14 protein-coding genes, 1 tRNA gene and 1 riboswitch are annotated in these 19,200 nt (G+C 60.3%); of the genes, 2 read left to right on the top strand and 13 right to left on the bottom strand.

Features of this window, described 5'->3' with window-relative positions:
- Positions 1-81 precede the first annotated feature (81 nt).
- The 7 genes from gcvP to JK199_RS12825 form a co-directional block, all read right to left on the bottom strand.
- A complete protein-coding gene (gcvP, locus tag JK199_RS12855; RefSeq protein WP_212376628.1) occupies positions 82-3,000 on the bottom strand; it encodes an aminomethyl-transferring glycine dehydrogenase in 2,919 nt (972 codons plus the stop codon).
- A 57-nt stretch (positions 3,001-3,057) separates the two neighbouring features.
- A complete protein-coding gene (gcvH, locus tag JK199_RS12850) occupies positions 3,058-3,423 on the bottom strand; it encodes a glycine cleavage system protein GcvH (protein WP_212362032.1) in 366 nt (121 codons plus the stop codon).
- 57 nt (positions 3,424-3,480) lie between these two features.
- The gene (gcvT, locus tag JK199_RS12845; protein WP_212376625.1) at positions 3,481-4,614 is read right to left on the bottom strand and encodes a glycine cleavage system aminomethyltransferase GcvT; all 1,134 of its coding nucleotides are present in this window, start codon (positions 4,612-4,614) and stop codon (positions 3,481-3,483) included.
- Between the two features lie 170 nt (positions 4,615-4,784).
- Positions 4,785-4,874: riboswitch (glycine riboswitch) on the bottom strand.
- Positions 4,875-4,934: 60 nt separating this feature from the next.
- Entirely contained in the window at positions 4,935-5,807 is an 873-nt protein-coding gene (speE, locus tag JK199_RS12840) for a polyamine aminopropyltransferase (RefSeq protein WP_077930919.1), read from the bottom strand.
- Positions 5,808-5,900: 93 nt separating this feature from the next.
- On the bottom strand, positions 5,901-6,365 hold the full coding sequence (speD, locus tag JK199_RS12835) for an adenosylmethionine decarboxylase (protein WP_025825026.1): 465 nt from the start codon (positions 6,363-6,365) through the stop codon (positions 5,901-5,903).
- A 156-nt stretch (positions 6,366-6,521) separates the two neighbouring features.
- Positions 6,522-8,900 (bottom strand): hypothetical protein, encoded by a 2,379-nt coding sequence (locus tag JK199_RS12830; protein WP_212376622.1) that lies wholly within the window; start codon positions 8,898-8,900, stop codon positions 6,522-6,524.
- 260 nt (positions 8,901-9,160) lie between these two features.
- Positions 9,161-9,304 (bottom strand): hypothetical protein, encoded by a 144-nt coding sequence (locus tag JK199_RS12825; protein ID WP_212376619.1) that lies wholly within the window; start codon positions 9,302-9,304, stop codon positions 9,161-9,163.
- Positions 9,305-9,397: 93 nt separating this feature from the next.
- Here JK199_RS12825 and JK199_RS12820 point away from each other — a divergent pair, with 93 nt between their 5' ends.
- The gene (locus JK199_RS12820) at positions 9,398-10,321 is read left to right on the top strand and encodes a LysR family transcriptional regulator (protein WP_212376616.1); all 924 of its coding nucleotides are present in this window, start codon (positions 9,398-9,400) and stop codon (positions 10,319-10,321) included.
- A 219-nt stretch (positions 10,322-10,540) separates the two neighbouring features.
- Here JK199_RS12820 and JK199_RS12815 read toward each other — a convergent pair.
- The 4 genes from JK199_RS12815 to gyrA all read right to left on the bottom strand — a co-directional run bounded on the left by JK199_RS12815 (position 10,541) and on the right by gyrA (position 14,921).
- Positions 10,541-10,616: transfer RNA gene (locus JK199_RS12815), tRNA-Lys, on the bottom strand.
- Positions 10,617-11,000: 384 nt separating this feature from the next.
- Positions 11,001-11,495 (bottom strand): peptidylprolyl isomerase, encoded by a 495-nt coding sequence (locus JK199_RS12810; protein WP_025825020.1) that lies wholly within the window; start codon positions 11,493-11,495, stop codon positions 11,001-11,003.
- 43 nt (positions 11,496-11,538) lie between these two features.
- Positions 11,539-12,072 carry a pantetheine-phosphate adenylyltransferase gene (gene coaD, locus JK199_RS12805; protein WP_212376613.1) on the bottom strand — a complete coding sequence of 178 codons (534 nt, stop codon included), beginning with the start codon at positions 12,070-12,072 and terminating at the stop codon, positions 11,539-11,541.
- Positions 12,069-14,921 (bottom strand): DNA gyrase subunit A, encoded by a 2,853-nt coding sequence (gene gyrA / locus JK199_RS12800; RefSeq protein ID WP_244985138.1) that lies wholly within the window; start codon positions 14,919-14,921, stop codon positions 12,069-12,071. The genes coaD and gyrA overlap by 4 nt, the downstream gene beginning before the upstream one ends.
- Positions 14,922-15,130: 209 nt before the next feature.
- Between gyrA and JK199_RS12795 the strand changes: the two genes are divergently transcribed.
- Entirely contained in the window at positions 15,131-15,316 is a 186-nt protein-coding gene (locus JK199_RS12795) for a YqaE/Pmp3 family membrane protein (RefSeq protein WP_025825014.1), read from the top strand.
- Positions 15,317-15,433: 117 nt separating this feature from the next.
- Here the strand turns inward: JK199_RS12795 and JK199_RS12790 are convergent, their stop codons facing one another.
- A complete protein-coding gene (locus tag JK199_RS12790; protein ID WP_025825012.1) occupies positions 15,434-16,852 on the bottom strand; it encodes an NAD(P)H-dependent flavin oxidoreductase in 1,419 nt (472 codons plus the stop codon).
- Between the two features lie 62 nt (positions 16,853-16,914).
- Positions 16,915-19,065 (bottom strand): polyribonucleotide nucleotidyltransferase, encoded by a 2,151-nt coding sequence (pnp, locus tag JK199_RS12785; protein ID WP_212355093.1) that lies wholly within the window; start codon positions 19,063-19,065, stop codon positions 16,915-16,917.
- Between the last annotated feature and the right edge of the window lie 135 nt (positions 19,066-19,200).

The following is a 19,200-nucleotide window of genomic DNA, read 5'->3' as shown; positions in this document are numbered from 1 at the left end:
CGTTTTAACAAAAAAGCGGCCCCTTCCGGAGCCGCCTTTTCTCAAAACTTCTGGCGGACGCCTGCGTCCGGGCAGAGGATTTTATTCCATCCATTCCGCAATATCAGGGCAGGAGCAGATCAGGTTCTTGTCCCCATGCACGTTATCAATTCGCCCAACTGGCGGCCAGTATTTGCTGGCAGCCTTTACCCCCGGCGGGAAGCAGGCGTCCTGACGGGCGTAGACATGCGCCCAGGGTTCTGCCGTGACAACGCTGGCCGTATGCGGCGCATGGCGCAGAGCGGATTCTTCCGCCGTGAGCGTGCCCGCTTCAATCGCGCGCACTTCTTCACGGATTGCCAGCATGGCATCACAGAAGCGGTCCAGTTCCGCCTTCCCTTCAGATTCTGTCGGCTCGATCATGAAGGTGCCTGCAACCGGGAAGCTGACTGTGGGGGCATGGAAGCCGTAATCCACCAGACGCTTGGCCATATCATCCACCGTAACCCCGGCACTATCCTTCAGCGGGCGCAGGTCCAGAATACATTCATGCGCCACCCGGCCTTTGGCCCCGCGATACAGCACGGAATATGCCCCGGCCAGACGGCTGACAATGTAGTTGGCATTCAGGATAGCAACCTGTGTCGCGCGCTGAAGACCTTCATCCCCCATCAGGCGGATATAAGCCCATGAGATCGGCAGGATCGACGCAGACCCAAACGGGGCGGCACTCACTGCGAGGTCCGTGTCTGCATCCGCCGGGTTGCCGGGCAGGAACGGCGCCAGATGGGCGCGAACGCCAATCGGCCCCATGCCGGGGCCACCACCGCCATGCGGAATGCAGAAGGTTTTGTGCAGGTTGAAGTGGCTGACATCCCCGCCGTAATCCGCCGGGCGCGCCAGACCGACCTGTGCGTTCATGTTCGCGCCATCCACGTACACCTGACCACCGGCCTCATGCACCAGATCACAGATTTCACGCATGCTTTCTTCAAACACGCCGTGGGTGGAGGGATAAGTGATCATCACCGCAGCCAGATCACGGGCGTGCGCCTGCACTTTGGCCCGCATATCATCAAGATCGATATTGCCGCCCGCATCGCACCTGACCACAACCACCTGCATGCCCGCCATCTGGGCAGAAGCCGGGTTGGTGCCGTGCGCGGAAGCCGGAATCAGGCAGACCGTACGGTGTGCATCACCCTGTGCGCGGTGATAGGCGCTGATGGCCAGCAGACCGGCATATTCACCCTGCGCCCCGGAGTTCGGCTGGAACGATACGGCATCATACCCGCTGATAGCGCACAGCCATTTTTCCAGATCAGCAAAGAGAGTCTGATACCCCTCCGTCTGGTCCTGCGGGGCAAAGGGGTGAATGTCACAAAAGCCGGGCCATGTGATGGGCAGCATTTCCACCGTGGCGTTCAGCTTCATGGTGCAGGAACCGAGCGGGATCATGGTGCGGTCCAGCGCCAGATCCTTGTCAGACAGGCGACGCAGATAACGCAGCATATCCGTCTCGGAACTGCATGCGCTAAAAACCGGCTGGGTCAGGAAGGCACTTTTCCGCGCCAGTGCTTCCGGAATGACACTGCTGGCCGGAGCCAGTGCTGCCGCCATCTGGTCCACCCGGCCCTGTTCCGCGCAGAAAGCGGACCAGACCGACGCAACCGTCTGCGCGGAGCTTGTTTCATCCAGACTGATGCCAATACGGCCATGCCCGGCATCCCGCAGGTTGATGCCCGCAGAACGGGCACGGGCCAGAATGTCCTGAACACCTGCCCCGGCCTGCACGGTAATGGTATCAAAAAACGCTTCGGTCTCCACCGTGACACCCAGCGCCCGCAGGCCAGCCGCGAGGGCCGCCGTCAGGCCGTTGATGCGGCGGGCAATGGCACGCAAACCCTCCGGCCCGTGATAAACCGCATACATCCCGGCAATAACCGCCAGCAGAACCTGAGCTGTGCAGATGTTGGAGGTCGCTTTTTCACGCCGGATATGCTGCTCGCGCGTCTGGAGCGCCAGACGATAGGCCGGACGCCCCGCGCTATCGACGGAAACCCCGACCAGACGGCCCGGCATGCTGCGCTTCCACGCATCCCGCACCGCCATGTAAGCCGCGTGCGGGCCACCAAAGCCCATGGGAATGCCAAAACGCTGCGTGGAGCCAATCGCGATATCCGCTCCCAGTTCGCCCGGAGAGGTCAGCAGGGTCAGCGCCAGCGGGTCCGCCGCCATGACGGCAATGCCGGAGGCCGCATGCAGGGCTTCAATCACGCTGCGCGGGTCCGCCACCGTGCCGGACGTGCCGGGATACTGGAACAGGGCACCGAACACGTCCGTGGGCACCAGATCCGTCAGCGGGTTGCCGTAAACCAGCGTAATACCCATGGGCAGGGCACGGGTTTTCAGAACAGCAATGGTCTGCGGGTGGCAGTCGGCATCCACAAAAAAGGCTGTGGCTTTAGATTTTGCAACACGGCGGGCCAGCGCCATGCCTTCCGCCGCGGCCGTGGCTTCATCCAGCAGGGAAGCGTTGGCAATATCCAGCCCGGTGAGTTCGGTAATCATGGTCTGAAAGTTCAGCAGCGCTTCCAGACGGCCCTGACTGATTTCCGGCTGATACGGCGTATAGGCCGTGTACCAGGCCGGGTTTTCCAGAATATTCCGCTGGATAACGGCGGGCAGGATGGTGCCGTAATAGCCCTGCCCGATGAGAGACGTCATGACCTGATTCTGCCCGGCCAGTTCCCGCAGGCGGGCCAGCACGGCACTTTCTGTCCAGCCTGCACCAATACCCATCGGCTTTGTGGCGCGAATAGCGGCCGGAATGGTTTCCGCCGTCAGAGCCTCCAGAGAGGACGCCCCCACAGTTTTGAGCATAACGGCCAGATCCGCCTCTGTCGGGCCGATATGGCGCCCCACAAACGGCCCGGCCTCCGGCTGAAGGCCCGCGAACGCTGGCAGAGTATCAACAGAAGGACCAGTCACGCGGGCCGAACCGGAAGCAATGGAAAACATGCGGGGGTATCCTGAAAAAGCTGAGCAGTAGTAATGACGTTTCCCGTAGCCGCCTGATCAGGCGATCAGGGCGGCGTAGGCGTCTGCATCCATCAGGGCGGAAAGCTGGTCCGGGTTGGACAGACGGAATTTGACAATCCAGCCTTCACCTTCCGGGTCGGAGCTGACGCGGGCCGGGTCATCAGAAAGCTGCGGGTTGTTGTCCAGCACTTCGCCGTCCACAGGGGCGTAGATATCGGACGCCGCTTTTACGGATTCCACAACAGCAATGGAGTCACCAGCCTTCACCACGGTACCGGCATCTCGTGCTTCAACAAACACTAGTTCACCCAGCTCTTCAGCCGCATGTCTGGTGATGCCAACGGTGGCGGTTTCGCCTTCTACGCGGATCCATTCGTGGTCTTTGGTGAAATACAGGGTCATTGTCTCAGCTCTCCATAAAAACAGATAATTTAAAAACCTGAAGGAAAAATCGTGCCCTTACCGTTTGAAACGGGCGGGAACAAACGGCAGGGCCTGCACTACAGCCGGTACGGCACGGCCACGCAGTTCCGCCACCACAGATGTCTGCGGTGCAGCGTAGTCTGTCGCGACGTAGCCCATGGCCACCGGGGCTTCCACCGTGGGGCCAAACGCGCCGGAGGTCACTTTGCCCAGCGGCGTTGCAAATTCCACATCCGCATAAAGCGGCGCACCACCGCGCACCGGAGCGCGGCCTTCAGGCAGCAGCCCCACGCGGCGACGGGTCACCCCCTCTTCCAGCTGTGCCAGAATCACATCCGCACCGGGGAAGCCCCCTGCGCGCGCGCCACCCCGGCGGCGGCTTTTCTGGATGGACCATTCGAGCGCGGCTTCAACCGGCGTCGTTGTCTCATCAATATCGGAACCATACAGGCACATCCCGGCTTCCAGACGCAGGCTGTCCCGCGCGCCAAGGCCGATCAGTTTTACCGCGGGCTGTTCCAGCAGCTTGCGGGCCACGCGAGAGGCATCCATGGCGGGCAGAGAAATTTCAAACCCGTCCTCTCCGGTATAGCCGGAGCGGGAGATGGTGCAGAGCGCACCATCCACGTCCACCTCCAGCACATCCATAAACTTCATGTCCCGCACGGCGGGCGCCAGAGCTGCGAGGGCGGCTTCTGCTTCCGGCCCCTGCAGGGCGAGCAGAGCGCGATCTTCCAGCACTTCCACAACGCAGTCAGCCAGTTCATCCTGAAGATGCGCGATATCGGCATCCTTACAGGCGGCGTTGATCACCAGCAGCAGGGATTCCCCCATCCGCGCGACCATCAGATCATCCAGAATCCCGCCTTTTTCATTGGTGAACTGCGTGTACCGCTGTTTGCCATTTTTCAGGGCGACCATGTCGGCTGGTACAAGCCGTTCCAGCGCGAGGGCTGCGGCCTCACCATCCCCGGAGCGGGCACGCAGGCGCACCTGCCCCATGTGGGAGACATCAAACAGGCCCGCATGGTCACGCACATGCCGGTGCTCCGCCATAATGCCATCGGCATAATTCAGCGGCATGGCATAGCCTGCAAACGGCACCATTTTGCCACCGGATTCGGTATGCAGGGAATAAAGGGGGGTGTGAAGGAGAGTATCAGCGCTCATGGCCGCAGCCTTCCGTAAGAGGACGGGGCCGTTTTCCACACGCTGCAAAGAGACATACGACGTAAGACAAAATAAGGGCCCCGGACCAGGATAATCCGTCTGCCCCTTCTGTTTTTTTGCCTGAGATCGCTATCCCGTCGGCGGACGCACAGGCGCCTCTCTCCAGAAGTTAACCGCGCAGGGTCCTTTTGCCTGAGAGTTTCCGGGGCGGTTGCTCCTTCGGCGCCGGTGCAGGACCGGTCTCTCCCTCTGCGCGGTCAGAACCGTGACATCATTGCGTTAGCAAGTCAATCAAGGTTCCCGTGAGTCTCTGGTAATTTTTACGCCTTATCCGCAGGCAGGTGCTTTGCGATATAGGGCGGCAGATTGAACGCGCCAACATGGATTTCTGGCGTCCAGTACTGGGTTTTTCCCAAAATACCGGCTGCTTCGGCACGGGCGCGCACGGCCGCGACATCCTGCCCGGCAGGGCTTTTGCCCTTGGAGGCAATCCCCAGCGTCATGAAGCCGCCAACATAGGTCGGCACAGCCGCCACATAAGCAGACACATGCGGGAAGAATTTGGCACGGCGCAGGCTGGTTTCATGCAGTTCATCCGCCTGCATGAAGGGCACCCCACACTGATTGACGATCAGCCCTTCCGCCGTCAGCACACGGGCACAATGTTCATAGAACGAGTCTGTGAACAGGACTTCCCCCACGCCGATCGGGTCGGTGCTATCAACAATAATGGCATCGAAGGACGCATCCGCGGCACGGGCCACGTAATCGATCCCGTCGCCCACAATCACTTCGGCCCGCGGATTGTTCCATGCATCGCCAGCAATGCCCGGCAAGTGCTTTTTGGAAAGCTCAATGACGGCACCGTCAATTTCCACCATCACAGCCTTTTCCACGCCCGGATGTTCCAGAACGCGGCGCAGCACCCCGCCATCCCCCGCGCCGATAATCAGCACGTTACGCGGCGCGGCATGGGTGAACAGCGGCACATGGGTAAGCATTTCCTGATACACGAACTCATCGCGTTCCGTAATCTGCACCACGCCATCCAGCAGCAGCACGCGCCCGTGGGACTCGCTTTCAAACACCACAATGTCCTGAAACGGACTGCGGGTGCGGGCAAGTTCCTGCGTGACACGGAAGCGCTGGCCCCAGTTGTCATACAGGGTTTCTTCAATCCATTGATCGGCCATGGTTTTTTAGTCCTGATTCAGCGGTCAGGGGCCAGAACATCTGCTCTGGCCCCTGCCGGAAAAACACATCACACAGGCTGAGCTGTGCCGTGTTTACAGGGCGACGCGTCCGCGACGCTGTTCATCCACTTCCAGACGCTTGGCCTGAAACAGGCGCTGCATCACGGGAATCGCCAGATTGGGGTCGCATGCCCCGCACATGAAGATATCCACAGCGGCGAAGTCACGCTCCGGCCATGTGTGGATGGAAATGTGGCTTTCGGCCAGCACAACCACGCCAGACACGCCGCCATTGGGCGTGAAGTGGTGAAAATGGCTGTGCAGAATGGTCGCACCCGCAGCAAGCGCTGCTTCACACAAAGTGCGGTCGATCTTTTCAGGATCGTCCAGATTTGTGGCATCCCACAAATCAACCAGCAGGTGTGTACCTGCAAACTTCTCGCCATCTTTTACGACGAAGTAATCCTTGCGATCATCGTCAGACGAGACCGGAACAGAAATTGCCTGGTTATTGCTCGGGTGTTCCGAGACCATCCCCAGTTGAGCAAGTGCGTTCATCGACGTACCCCCAAACCAGTAGATAGCCTGTTGGGCGGGATCGCCCCCTTGGGCCAAGGCGCGAGTAACTACGGACTCGTGCCCCCCCTGACAAGTCTTATCTCGTTCACAACCGTTTTTTTTCTAAAAACTGTCAAAAACGTGCTTCAGCCCTTCTCAATGCGCAGGACTGAGGGGCTTGATGCTCCGTATCTGCATGGCAAACCGCTCATCCCGCTCTGCCCCCAGCGTGCGGCCTGCCAGCCAGCCCTTGAGCCGCAGCAGGGTTGCCGAATCCTGCGCCGCCGCCGCATCCGTTGCCAGACGCGAAACGAGTGCCTGCTGCGGTTCCGTCAGAACACCGTCTTCCGGCACGCTGCGGGCGGCCAGACGGCCCAGAACCAGCACAGCCTCCGGCCAGCGTTTCTGAGCCTCATACACCTGCCCGCGTAACTCCAGCCCAGCATCTGTCTCATCCCGCTCAAGCAGGCTCAGCGCCTTATCCGGGTCGCCCAGAGCCACAGCCAGACGGGCGGCATCATAGGCACACTGCGTCGCCAGATCCTCCGGCAGGCCCGGATGTCGCGCGCGGTCCAGCGCCCTTTGCGCCACGTCCAGCCGGTGGGCCTGCAATGCGGCCTGCGCCAGCAGATCCTCCGCGTCCGCCTTTGCCACGGGGTTATCCTGCAACAAAGCCGCCTGCCCGAAAGCCGCCACTGCCGCATCCAGCCGCCCGCCTGCCAGCAGCAGACGGCCATAGCCAGCCAGCAGCTTCGCTTTGGCGGGTCCATCCTCCACATGCGGCAGATGGGCGGCAATCAGCCCGATACGCTCAGCAGCGGACAAAGGTGCCGCCAGTGCTGCTCCCCCCGCAGGCGCACCGCGCACCGTCTCCGGGAAAACCAGCCCGCGCAAAATTGCCAGATAGGCGCTGGACAGCACATCCTCCGGCACATCCGGCCCGGCCAGAACCTTGTCCAGCACGGCCAGCGCCGCCTGTGGCTGCTCGGCGAGGGCAAAGGCATGCGCCTGCCCAAGCCGGATGGTCGCCTTTGGCCCGGATGGGAGGGCAGCGGGCTGCCCCTCATTTTCCAGCAGCTTGCCATAAGCTTCCGCCGCGGTAGCGGGAGAAATCATATCTTTCTCCAGCATCAGCCCGACCAGTGCCGCGCGGGCATAGGCTGCCGTCTGGGCGGAGGAGGAGGCTGTCAGATTTTCCAGCGCCACGCGGGCGGTTTCCGCCTGCCCGGCTCTTGCCTGAAGCAGAGCACGGGCAAGATCGTAAGCGGACTCATCCGGCAGCGGATCAAGCAACGCTGCTGACGCCGCATCCCCAAACCGGGCCACATAAGTTGCCGCCTGCGGCACCATCAGGGCACGCACGGCGGCTGGATAAGCCTGCATCTGCGCAAAGCCAGCCGCCAGCAAGGTGGAGGCCGTCTGGCTGTTCTGGCCGGTCTGCATCAGATACAGGCCGCGCCAGACACGGGTGGCGGGGGCATCCCCAAACCGGGCGCCATTCAGATCCTGCGCCTGCCCGGTATGTCCTGCCAGCAGGGAGGCCGCAGCATGCAGAAATGTCCCGGCAATTTGCGCTGTATCGTTTCTGGTCGCCGTGCTCGTGCTCGTGCTCGTGCTCGTGCTCGTGCTCGTGCTCGTGCTCGTGCTCGTGGCTGGTGCCTCTGATGCCGGTGTCCTGTCCAGCACACGCAAGGCCTGCCAGGGCTGGCCTGCGGCAAAGGCGGTCTGCGCGGAGTCCAGCCGGGAAGGCTGACGGGAAGAAGCCTTCTGACCGCCCCCGACCGACCCGAACCCAAGCCACACCCAGTCTGCCCCATGTGCTGCGACAGATGCCGGTGCGGGCGCAGAAGAGGCCTCTTTCTCGCCGACCGGCAGAGGGTCGAGCGCGACGGCATCCAGCACCACACCCTCCGCCGTGCCACGCAATGCGATCTGCGGCGAGTCAGCAGCAATCACAAGACCTTCCAGAGAAGGCCGGATGCTGTACCCCTCCGCGCGCCGCCCCTGCGGCACACCACCTGTCACCCCCAATGAGGGAGCAATCAGCAAGCGCTGGCCCGATGCAGGGTCTGGCAGCATCAGAACCCGGCCGGCCTGCTTTTGCGGAAAGAGGACTGCCCCCGGCATGAATATCGGCATGCTGCCAGCGGACGGAGCTGAGGAAGAACCCGCATGGCCTGATACATCCGTTTGCAAAATCCAGCCGTCCGACTGGCGGGAAAACGAAAGCTGCGGATGGGCAGGCAGATACAGGCGGATAACGGTTGCTCTCTCCAGCACCGTTACATCCGGACTGGAAAACAGACCGTGATCGCCGGACAAATGGGAGAGTGCTGGAAGAGGCTGGTCCGCCACCACAACAAAATCCGGACCAGACCAGAACGCGGCCACAGCGGTTCTGGCATCAAACGGCAAAAGCAGACTGGCGTGGGGAGAAGGAGGCACCGCCCCATAAGCCGCGCGCAAAGGGGGCAGCACCGTCTGCGCGGCCACGCCTTGCATCAGCACAAGACAGGCGGCAGCTCTGCGCATCATTCTGTAATCCGGCACCGCTCTTCTGCCACCCTCAGCCTGGTCCGCCCCAACGGCACGACGCGCCTCTTTTTTGCACTTTTCCCAACGGCTGACAAAAAAGCCGTATTCCGCGCAACAAAACTGTTTTTTGTTGCGTCCTGTTTCAATCTCTCAAACAATGCCGCAGGATTGCCGCGATTACGGTGAACTCTTGTATTTTATGGAGAGTCTTATGAAACGTCTCTTTTTGACGCTGTGTCTTATGTCTCCGCTGACCCTGCTTACTGGGTGCGGGGGTGGCTATGATCACCATCATCACGGGCCACGCCCTGACTGGAATCATGATCATCACGGCCATAACGACCATGATCGTCCGCCGCCGCCGCCACGCCCCATGCTGCGCTGACCACCAAAAGCCGACTCACGAGGGTTATGATTTCTGTAAAAACCCTCTTCCTTTCTCCGGGCGGTGATCTGCCACATCGCCCGGCCTTCTTCCTTAAACCTGTGAGTGTTTCATGCTGGACCGCATTACAAGCATGCAGGTTTTTGTAAAAGTTGTTGCAACCGGCAGCTTTACCGGGGCCGGGCGTGCGCTCTGCCTGTCCCAGACGATGGTGACCAAGCATATCAATGCGCTGGAAACCCGGCTTGGCAGCACGCTGTTTCACAGAAGCACACGCAAACTCTCCCTGACGGAAGCCGGACGCCTCTTTCTGGACGGATGCCAGAAAATCCTGCCCGAACTGGAAGAAATTGAGCAGACCGTTACGGAACAGCGGCGGGAGCCCCGTGGCCGCCTGCGCCTGAATGCGCCGGTTTCCTTCGCTATCCGGTACGTCGCACCGCTTCTGCCCGACTTCAGCCGCCGCTACCCACTGGTAACAGTCGAACTCGGCGTTAATGACCGCACGGTTGACCTGATTGAAGAGGGCTGGGACCTCACGCTGCGCATCCGCTCGCTCACGCCCAGCAGTCTGCGGGTCCGTAAACTAGCCGATATTCGCATGGTGGTTTGCGCAGCACCGTCTTATCTGGAGCAGGCCGGAACGCCGACCACACTGGCAGACCTCAGCCAGCACGCCTGTCTGGGTTACACGCTGGGGGAAACGACCGCCAGCGCATCCCGCTGGAGCTTTGGCGCGCAAGGCGAAAAATCCGTGACCATTTCCGGCCCGCTCTGCGCCAATAATGGCGATGTGCTGCGTGAGGCCGCTATTGCCGGACAGGGGCTTGTCTACCAGCCCACCTTTATTGTGGCGGATGCTCTGCGGGCGGGCACACTAAAAGCCGTAACGCTGGATATGCCGCCCACACCCGGCCCGCCGCTACACGCTGTTTATGCCCCCGGCCTGACCATACCGTTAAAAGTCCGGGCGATGATTGATTTTCTGGCCGCTCAGTACGGTCCTGTGCCGCCGTGGGACAAGGATGTCCCCTGAGCCGCGTTGCCACATTGACGCAACGCACACCGCCAGCGTTCTCTGGTTCTGACACCTGCAACAGGCATCACAAGACATCACCCTGCCCGGCACATCGCTGCCGGATAAAAACCGGCCATGCCGTTTGCGTCAGACACAGTCTGAACAGAGACAGATCTGGTTTTCAGCGTCATCATTTAAGATTTTGAGAAAAAATAGCCTTTTGGCATTTTGTATCAATGGTGAGCCGGGAGGGACTCGAACCCTCGACCATTCGATTAAAAGTCGAATGCTCTACCAACTGAGCTACCGGCTCACACCATTGGTTCACAAACCATCGTGGCAGACTGAACTGCGGGACGTGTTTGCTGGAGGCTGTCTAAACGGATCGTTCCCGGTGTGTCAAGCGATGAGACCACATTCTGACCAGAAAAGAGGATTTTTCCCTCTCTTCCAGCCTTTTGTAAGACGGCTAACCTTTTCCGAACGCAAAATGCGGGCAAGAGTAGAACTGACCATAAAGGCGTGCCGCCGTGTTTCTCGCCCACAGACTCTGCTGGGCGTTTAAAGATCCAACCCGCCCCGCAAGAAGCGGCACATCCTCCCGCTTTTTTCCGGGCTTCCCCAAAGTCGTCGCCCATAAAAAAACGCGACCTCCGGGGAGGCCGCGCTTTTCAACATCAGAAAAAAACTTCTGAAATCAGGCGTTTTCAGCAGAAGCCGGACGCATGCTTTTAATCCGGTCCGGATCTTTCACCATGCCAGACCCACCGGAACCGCGTTTGATTTTGTCGATATGTTCCATACCTTCAATCACGTCACCCACAATGGTGTACTGGCCATCCAGATGCGGGGAAGGTTCAAACATGATGAAGAACTGGCTGTTGGCGCTGTTCGGGTCAGACGTACGGGCCATACCCAGCGTGCCGCGCAGGAATTTGGCATCCCGCGTGAATTCAGCCTTCAGGTCCGGCAGTTCGCTCCCGCCCATGCCTGTGCCCGTCGGGTCACCTGCCTGTGCCATAAAGCCGGAAATAACGCGGTGGAACGGCACGTTATCGTAAAAGCCCTGAGCAGACAGCGTACGGATACGCTCGGCCGCGAGAGGAGCAATGTCCGGACGCAGGCGGATGACCACGCGGCCTTCGGGCACATCCATATAAATCAGATCATTTTTATCTGTGTCGGCAGTCATAAAACTTCTCCTTGAACACTTGGGTCACAGGGCCTGAGGCCTGTCACCCCGCCGCCCGCACCTTGAGCCGGGCGAGCAGGCGTTTCTGGGTGCCGGGGGTCACAAATTCGGAAATATCTCCGTGATACCCGGCAATTTCTTTCACAAGACGAGATGAAATGAACTGTGTTCGTTCAGACGCCATGAGAAAAACGGTTTCAATGCCCGGAGCCAGACGGCGGTTTACGCCGGACATCTGAATTTCATAATCAAAATCCGTCAGCACCCGCAGCCCCCGGAAAATGAGGGACGCGCCCTGCGCCCGGACGGCTTCCACCAGCAGGGAATCGAAGGAAACCACTTTCAGATCCCCTCCCACCCGGCTCGCGATGGCGGGCAGGGCTTCTTCCACACAGGCCACGCGCTCATCCAGCGGCATGAGCGGGTTTTTGCCCGGATTTTTCGCAACACCAATCACCAGACGATCAACCAGCCGGGCCGCACGCTCAATCACGTCCAGATGCCCGGTGGTCACGGGGTCAAATGTCCCCGCGTAAAAGCCTATGCGCCGGGGTTCGGCACATATGCCCTCACTCACGCTTCGTCGTCCTCTGCTGGCGTGGCATCTCCATCCCCGGAGCCTGCCTGCGGAGTAGCATCAGGCACGGATGCAGAGGCTGGAGCCGTTCCACCCACTGCCGGAGCCTCGCCCTCGTCTTCATCCTCCATTACCGGGAAGACGCTGGTAACGCGCTCGTCCTCATTCAGGCGGAACAGCGTCACCCCACTGGCCTGACGCGCCATAACGCGGACCTGATCAACCGGCACACGGATCAGGCGGCCAGCGTCCGTCACCAGCATCACATCCGTGCCGTCCAGCACCTGCAACGTGGCGGCGACTTCCGTCCCGCGCTTGTTGGTGGAGAAGGTCATGTTGGTAATACCCTGCCCGCCACGCCCGCTCACACGGTAATCATACGCGGAAGACCGGCGGCCAAACCCGCCATCACTCACCACCAGCAGAATTTCTTCAGCGGCTTCAAGCTGGGCAAAGCGTTCCGGGGTCAGCAGAGCGGTGCCGGAAGCGGCGTCTTCCTCATCCGCCTCAACCACCGTATTTTCGGAGTCGTCCTCAACCTCGGCAGCGTTCTCAGCCCGGCGTTTGGCATTGGCCATCCGCAGATAGGCCGAGCGTTCTTCCACCGTGGCCTCAACATGGTTGAGGACGGCGAGGCTGATCACCTCATCCCCTTCCGCCAGACGGATACCGCGCACACCGGACGAGCCACGACCTGCGAACACACGCAGCGTCTCGTCCGTAATCTGGAAGCGGATGCAGCGTGCCTTGCGGGTTGCGAGGAACACATCCTGCCCTTCCCGACAGGTGGCAACGCCAATCAGGCTGTCCCCTTCATCCAGCTTCATGGCGATCAGGCCGGAAGAGCGGATGTTGCGGAAATCACTCAGGCGGTTACGGCGCACCCCACCGCTTGCCGTTGCAAAGACGAGGTGCAGGGATTCCCACAGTTCCTCATCATGCGGCAGCGGCAGCACAGCCGTAATGGTGTCCGAGCCGAGGTCGGGCAGCAGGTTGACCAGTGCACGGCCTTTCGCCGTGGGGCTTGCTTCCGGCAGACGCCAGACCTTCTCCCGGTAGGCCTTACCGCCAGAGGAGAAGAACATGACCCACTGGTGCGTATGCGCATTAAAGGAGCGCACCAGAATATCATCGCCGCGTGTGCCAGCTCCCGTGCGGCCACGGCCACCCCGGTTCTGGGCGCGATAGACATCCAGCGGCGTACGTTTGATAAAGCCTTCCCGCGTGATGGTGACAACCATCTGCCCGGGTTCAATCAGGCTTTCATCATCCTGATCCCCGGCATAATCGGAAATTTCGGTTGCGCGCGGGGTGGCCAGCTCAGCGCGGGCCGTCATCATTTCCTCGCGCAGCACTTCCATGCGGCGGATATGGCTGCCGATAATTTCCAGCAGTTCATTGATGCGCTTTGCAACGTCGGACAGTTCACTCTGGATCTTGTCCCGCTCAAGCCCGGTCAGGCGTTGCAGGCGCAACTCCAGAATCCCGCGGGCCTGTGCTTCCGTCAGGCGGACTTTGCCATCAATAATCTCGTTGCCATCATCATGGATCAGCGCCAGCAGCGGTGCGACATCACCGGCATCCCAGCTTGCGGCCATGAGGGATTCACGCGCAGTGGCGGCATCCGGGGCGGCGCGGATCAGGGCGATCACGGCGTCAATATTCGCGACCGCAATCACCAGACCCACGAGGATATGCCCGCGATCCCGCGCCTTGTTCAGTTCAAAGCGGGAACGGCGGAGAATCACTTCCTCACGGAACGCAATAAACGCCTGAAGAACGTCCTTCAGCCCCATCAGGCGCGGCTTGCCGCCATCCAGCGCCAGCATGTTCACACCAAAGGAGGTCTGAAGCTGCGTGAAGCGGTAAAGCTGGTTGAGCACGACTTCCGGCGTGGCATCGCGCTTGATTTCAATCACCACGCGCATGCCCGAACGGTCCGATTCATCCCGGATGTCGGAAATGCCTTCAATCTGCTTGTTGCGCACCAGATCGGCAATGCGTTCCTGCAGGGTGGCTTTATTCACCTGATACGGAATTTCCGTGACCACAATGGCCTTACGGTCCTTACGGATTTCCTCAACCTCGGCACGGGCGCGGATAATCACCGCGCCACGGCCGGTGGCAAATGCACTGCGGATGCCAGAGCGACCAAGGATGATGCCGCCGGTCGGGAAGTCCGGCCCCGGCACATGCTCCATCAGCTCGTCCAGCTCCATCTCGGGCTTTTCGATCAGCGCGAGCGTCGCATCAATCACTTCCGACGGGTTATGCGGCGGAATGTTGGTGGCCATCCCCACGGCAATACCGGTGGCACCGTTGATCAGCAGATTGGGGAACGCAGCAGGCAGAACCGTCGGTTCATGCTCACTTTCATCATAGTTGGGCTGGAAATCGACCGTATCGCGGTCAATATCCGTCAGCAGGAAGGTGGCTGCCTTGGCCAGACGGGCTTCCGTATAACGCATGGCCGCCGGGCTATCGCCATCGACGGAGCCAAAGTTCCCCTGCCCGTCAATCAGCTTGACGCGCATGGACCAGGACTGCGCCATACGCACCATCGCATCGTAAATCGAGGCGTCACCATGCGGATGGTATTTACCCATGACCTCACCGACCGCACGGGCCGATTTGCGGTAGGGTTTATCGTGCGTAAAGCCGCTTTCATGCATGGCGTAGAGAATGCGCCGATGCACAGGTTTCAGACCATCGCGCACATCCGGCAGGGCGCGGCTGACAATCACCGACATCGCATAAGCGAGGTAGGAGGAACGCATTTCCTCCTCAATGGTGACGGGGAGAAGGTCAGAAGGTACCGGCGATCCCGGCTGGTCAGAAATCTCGGTCAAGGTCCATCCGTCTTGTCATGGCCGCGCACCCTGCCCAAATGCCGGGCACGCCTTGAAATACAGGCGGGCAAACATCCGTCTGCCCTGCGGTTTTCTTCTAGCACACAAAGGCTGAGGCACCTAGGGCTTGCGCTCCGGGCTTGTTTTCCGCCCCCGGCCCCGCCATCCTGTCTGGCAGTTACGTCATGCCTGCTTACGGGAGACCCTGCATGCGCCTTCTTCTTGCTCTGCTGCTGCCCTGGCTTCAGTTCTTTACCATCGGGCGGCCTTTTGCGGGGCTGATCTGCCTGATCTTGCAGATTACGGTTATCGGCTGGATTCCGGCAGCCATCTGGTCCGTCTATGCCCTCAGCCAGTATGAAACCGACAAAAAAATTGCCCGCTCCCGCCGGTAAGACCCGGCGGACATAGGGCGACTGACCCGGCCGGACGGGAGACAGAAGCCCGCTACGCAAAAAGGCCCGCCAGAGTGATCTGACGGGCCTTTTTGATTTTCAGTGTTCAGAACCAGCTTAACGCCCGCTCATAATCCGTTCAATCAACTGCGCGACTGTCGGCACAAAACCGTTGGCGTAGAACGGGTCTGTTGCAAAGCGCCAGGCATTGGTGCCGCCAAACATCAGATTATGGTCCAGAACAGTCGCTGCATCCGGACCGCTGGCATGCGCCGCAGTCTGGAGCGTTTTCTGAATGCAGAAGGACCGCGGGTCTGCTTTATGCCCGTTGCTGTAATCCGGCCCGCGCTGGCTCCAGTTGGAGAATTTACACTCGGACAGACAGCCCATGCAGGCCACCTGATCCGCAATGATTTCCCGCGCCCGGTCCGGCGTTACAAAAATCAGCGTGGAATCCGGGGTGCGCATGGCTTCCGTAAAGCCCTGAGCCTCCCAGTTATGAATGCGCTGGAGGTCTTCCTCCGCCACAAACACTTCCCGCTTGCGGGCCCCGACGCCATACGATGCGGTGTGCGCACCCAGCGCCTCCGGTGAGAACGCCACCTGCCGTTCTGACCGGCCGCGCAACTCCTGCAGGAAGCTGTTATTGACAGCGGAGGAGTAAAAGCCGGTCGGTGAGAAACGATTGAGGTAGACATCCCCCTCTTTCAGGGTGAGCAGCCGGTCTTTCCATGCCTGCGGGATCGGGCTTTCCTGCGTCAGCAGCGGACGGGTGCCAAACTGGAACACAATCGGCCCCAGCTCCGGGTTATCAATCCAGTGTTCCCATTCTTCCAGCCACCAGACGCCACCCGCCATGATAATGGGGGTTTCATCCAGACCAAAGCTGCGCATGAGTTTGCGCAGGGCCGCCACGCGGGGGTACGGATCTTCCGGCATCAGCGGATTTTCCGTGTTGGACAGGCCGTTATGCCCGCCAGCCCGCCAGGGGTCCTCATACACCACGCCGCCCAGCAGATCAGCACTCTTGCTGTAAGCCCGCTTCCACAGGGCGTTGAAGGCCCGTGCGGAAGACACGATGGGGTAGTAATAAACCCCATATTCCACAGCAATATCGGACAGGCGGTACGGCATCCCCGCACCACAGGTCAGCCCCTGAATCAGGCCTTTGGCCCCATCCAGCACGCCACGGATCACGCGCTCGGCAGACCCCATTTCCCACAGGATATTGGCATGGATACGCCCACGGCCACCTGCGATATCATGCGCAATCTGCGCCTGCGCAATGCCACCACGAACGGCGTAATCCACCAGTTCTTCATGCCGGTCCCGGCGAGTCCGGCCATGATAGATCTGCGGGACCGGGTTTCCGGCTGCATCGTAACTGTCCGCATTCACAATGGAGACCGTACCGGCCCCGCCCGCTGCAGCCCATGCTCCGGCTGAAACGCCTGTTGAAACGGAAACCCCCTTGCCGCCTTCTACCAGCGGCAGGACGTCCACGCCCCCCATGCGAACTGCGTTGATCGCCTTCATAACTGTCCTATCGTCTTATCTGGCAAAAGCCGGATGCTGGTCAGAAACCGCCTGAGGGATGCTTATTCAGCATCCCGGCGCGGTGCGCGTGCAGGCTTTGCACCTACAGTTTCCGTAATGTCGGCACCCGTTTCCTGGTCAACAACGCGCATGGACAGCTTCACTTTGCCACGGTCGTCAAAGCCGATCACTTTCACCTTCACTTCGTCACCCTGCTTGACAACGTCGGTCGTCTTGCCAACGCGGCCCTGTGTGAGTTCAGAAATGTGAACCAGACCGTCCCGTGCGCCCATGAAGTTCACGAACGCCCCGAAATCAGCCGTTTTTACAACCTTACCGTTGTAGACACGACCCACTTCCGGTTCGGCCACAATGCCGTTGATGCGGTCAATGGCCTTCTGGGCCTGCTCGTCAGACATTGCGGCGATGGTGATGGTGCCATCATCCCCGATATCGACCTTCGCACCGGAATATTCAACAATCTCACGGATAACTTTACCGCCTGAGCCGATCACATCACGGATCTTTTCACGCGGCACCGTCAGGGTGGTGATTTTCGGAGCGGTGGAGGATACGTCCGTGCGGCCTTCCGTCAGCGCCTTGCTCATTTCACCCAGAATGTGCATGCGGCCATTGCGGGCCTGACCGAGCGCGATCTTCATGATTTCCGGCGTGATGGACGTAATCTTGATGTCCATCTGGAGGGCGGTCACGCCCTGTTCGGTGCCGGCCACCTTGAAGTCCATATCCCCGAGGTGATCTTCATCACCCAGAATGTCGGACAGAACGGCGAAGTCCTCGCCTTCCTTGATCAGACCCATGGCGATACCGGCCACGGGGCGCTTCAGCGGAACACCGGCATCCATCAGAGCCAGAGAAGAGCCGCAGACGGTCGCCATGGAGGAAGACCCGTTGCTTTCCGTGATTTCAGACACCACGCGCAGCGTATACGGGAATTCCTGACGGGACGGCAGCAGCGGGTTGATGGCGCGCCATGCCAGCTTGCCATGCCCGATTTCACGACGGCCCGGAGACCCGATACGACCACATTCCCCCACAGAGAAGGGCGGGAAGTTGTAGTGCAGCATGAAGTTGGTGCGGTATTCGCCCTGAAGCGCGTCAATCACCTGCTCGTCCTGCCCGGTGCCCAGCGTCGTCACGACCAGCGCCTGTGTTTCACCACGGGTGAACAGGGAAGAGCCATGCGCACGCGGCAGAATGCCGACTTCAGACACAATCGGACGCACCGTGACCAGATCACGCCCGTCAATCCGCATGCCGGTCTTCAGCACGGATGTGCGGACCACATCGGCTTCCAGATCCTTCAGCATCGGCTTGGCGGCATCCACGTCCAGCTCTTCTTCCGCCAGTTTGGCCAGAATCGCTTCCTTGGCGGCGCCGATCTTTTCGTAGCGGGCCTGTTTCTTCTTTTCCTTGTAGGCGTCAGCAATCAGCTTGCGGCCCACTTTATCAACGCGGGTGCGGAGCTTCTGCGCTTCCTTGGAGACTTCCGGCAGAGCCCACGGTGCTTTGGCAGCGTGTTCAGCCAGAGAGATAATGGCTTCAATCACCGGCTGGAATGCCTTGTGACCAAACGTCACGGCGTCCAGCATCACGTCTTCAGACAGTTCAGACGCTTCGGATTCGACCATCAGCACGCCTTCTTCCGTGCCGGCCACAACCAGATCCAGAGCCGCATCTGCCATCTGCTCAAGGGTGGGGTTCAGGATGAACGCGCCATCCTTAAAGCCAACGCGGGCCGCGCCAACCGGGCCGAAGAACGGAATACCGGACAGGGTCAGAGCCGCAGAGCAGCCAATGAGCGCCGGGATGGACGGATCATTTTCCATATCGTGCGTCAGCACGGTGGCGATCACCTGCACTTCATTGCGGAACCCTTCCGGGAACAGCGGACGCAGCGGGCGGTCGATCAGACGGGAAACGAGGGTTTCGTTCTCGGACGGACGGCCTTCACGCTTGAAGAAGCCACCGGGGATCTTGCCGGCAGCGTAGGCTTTTTCCTGATAGTTGACGGTCAGCGGGAAGAAGTCCTGCCCCGGCTTGACGGATTTTGCGCCAACAGCGGTACACAGCACAACGGTTTCACCATAGGTAACAACCACGGCGCCATCGGCCTGACGGGCAATCTTGCCTGTTTCCAGCACCAGCGGGCGACCGCCCCATTCGATTTCTTTACGGTAGTAATTGAACATAAAGTTCTGCCTCATCTTCACTCAAGGCCACATGAACAGGCGGGGGAGAACCGAAAGAGCGGACAGCGCCTCGGACGGCATGGTGACTGGTGGCAAAACCACCCAGGCGCCATGTGGTCGGAAACGCCGTGGCCC

This window comes from Acetobacter persici (assembly GCF_018256955.1).
Lineage (GTDB): Bacteria > Pseudomonadota > Alphaproteobacteria > Acetobacterales > Acetobacteraceae > Acetobacter > Acetobacter persici.
This window is presented reverse-complemented; position numbering and strand designations above follow the sequence as displayed.

Excerpts from the sequence above, each read along its gene's own strand:
- JK199_RS12795 (WP_025825014.1), top strand. The coding sequence starts at position 15,131 with ATGCGCCTTCTTCTTGCTCTGCTGCTGCCCTGGCTTCAGTTCTTTACC.
- gcvH (WP_212362032.1), bottom strand. The coding sequence starts at position 3,423 with ATGACCCTGTATTTCACCAAAGACCACGAATGGATCCGCGTAGAAGGC.
- gcvT (WP_212376625.1), bottom strand. The coding sequence starts at position 4,614 with ATGAGCGCTGATACTCTCCTTCACACCCCCCTTTATTCCCTGCATACC.
- pnp (WP_212355093.1), bottom strand. The coding sequence starts at position 19,065 with ATGTTCAATTACTACCGTAAAGAAATCGAATGGGGCGGTCGCCCGCTG.
- JK199_RS12830 (WP_212376622.1), bottom strand. The coding sequence starts at position 8,900 with ATGATGCGCAGAGCTGCCGCCTGTCTTGTGCTGATGCAAGGCGTGGCC.
- speD (WP_025825026.1), bottom strand. The coding sequence starts at position 6,365 with ATGAACGCACTTGCTCAACTGGGGATGGTCTCGGAACACCCGAGCAAT.
- JK199_RS12810 (WP_025825020.1), bottom strand. The coding sequence starts at position 11,495 with ATGACTGCCGACACAGATAAAAATGATCTGATTTATATGGATGTGCCC.
- JK199_RS12820 (WP_212376616.1), top strand. The coding sequence starts at position 9,398 with ATGCTGGACCGCATTACAAGCATGCAGGTTTTTGTAAAAGTTGTTGCA.
- JK199_RS12790 (WP_025825012.1), bottom strand. The coding sequence starts at position 16,852 with ATGAAGGCGATCAACGCAGTTCGCATGGGGGGCGTGGACGTCCTGCCG.
- gcvP (WP_212376628.1), bottom strand. The coding sequence starts at position 3,000 with ATGTTTTCCATTGCTTCCGGTTCGGCCCGCGTGACTGGTCCTTCTGTT.
- speE (WP_077930919.1), bottom strand. The coding sequence starts at position 5,807 with ATGGCCGATCAATGGATTGAAGAAACCCTGTATGACAACTGGGGCCAG.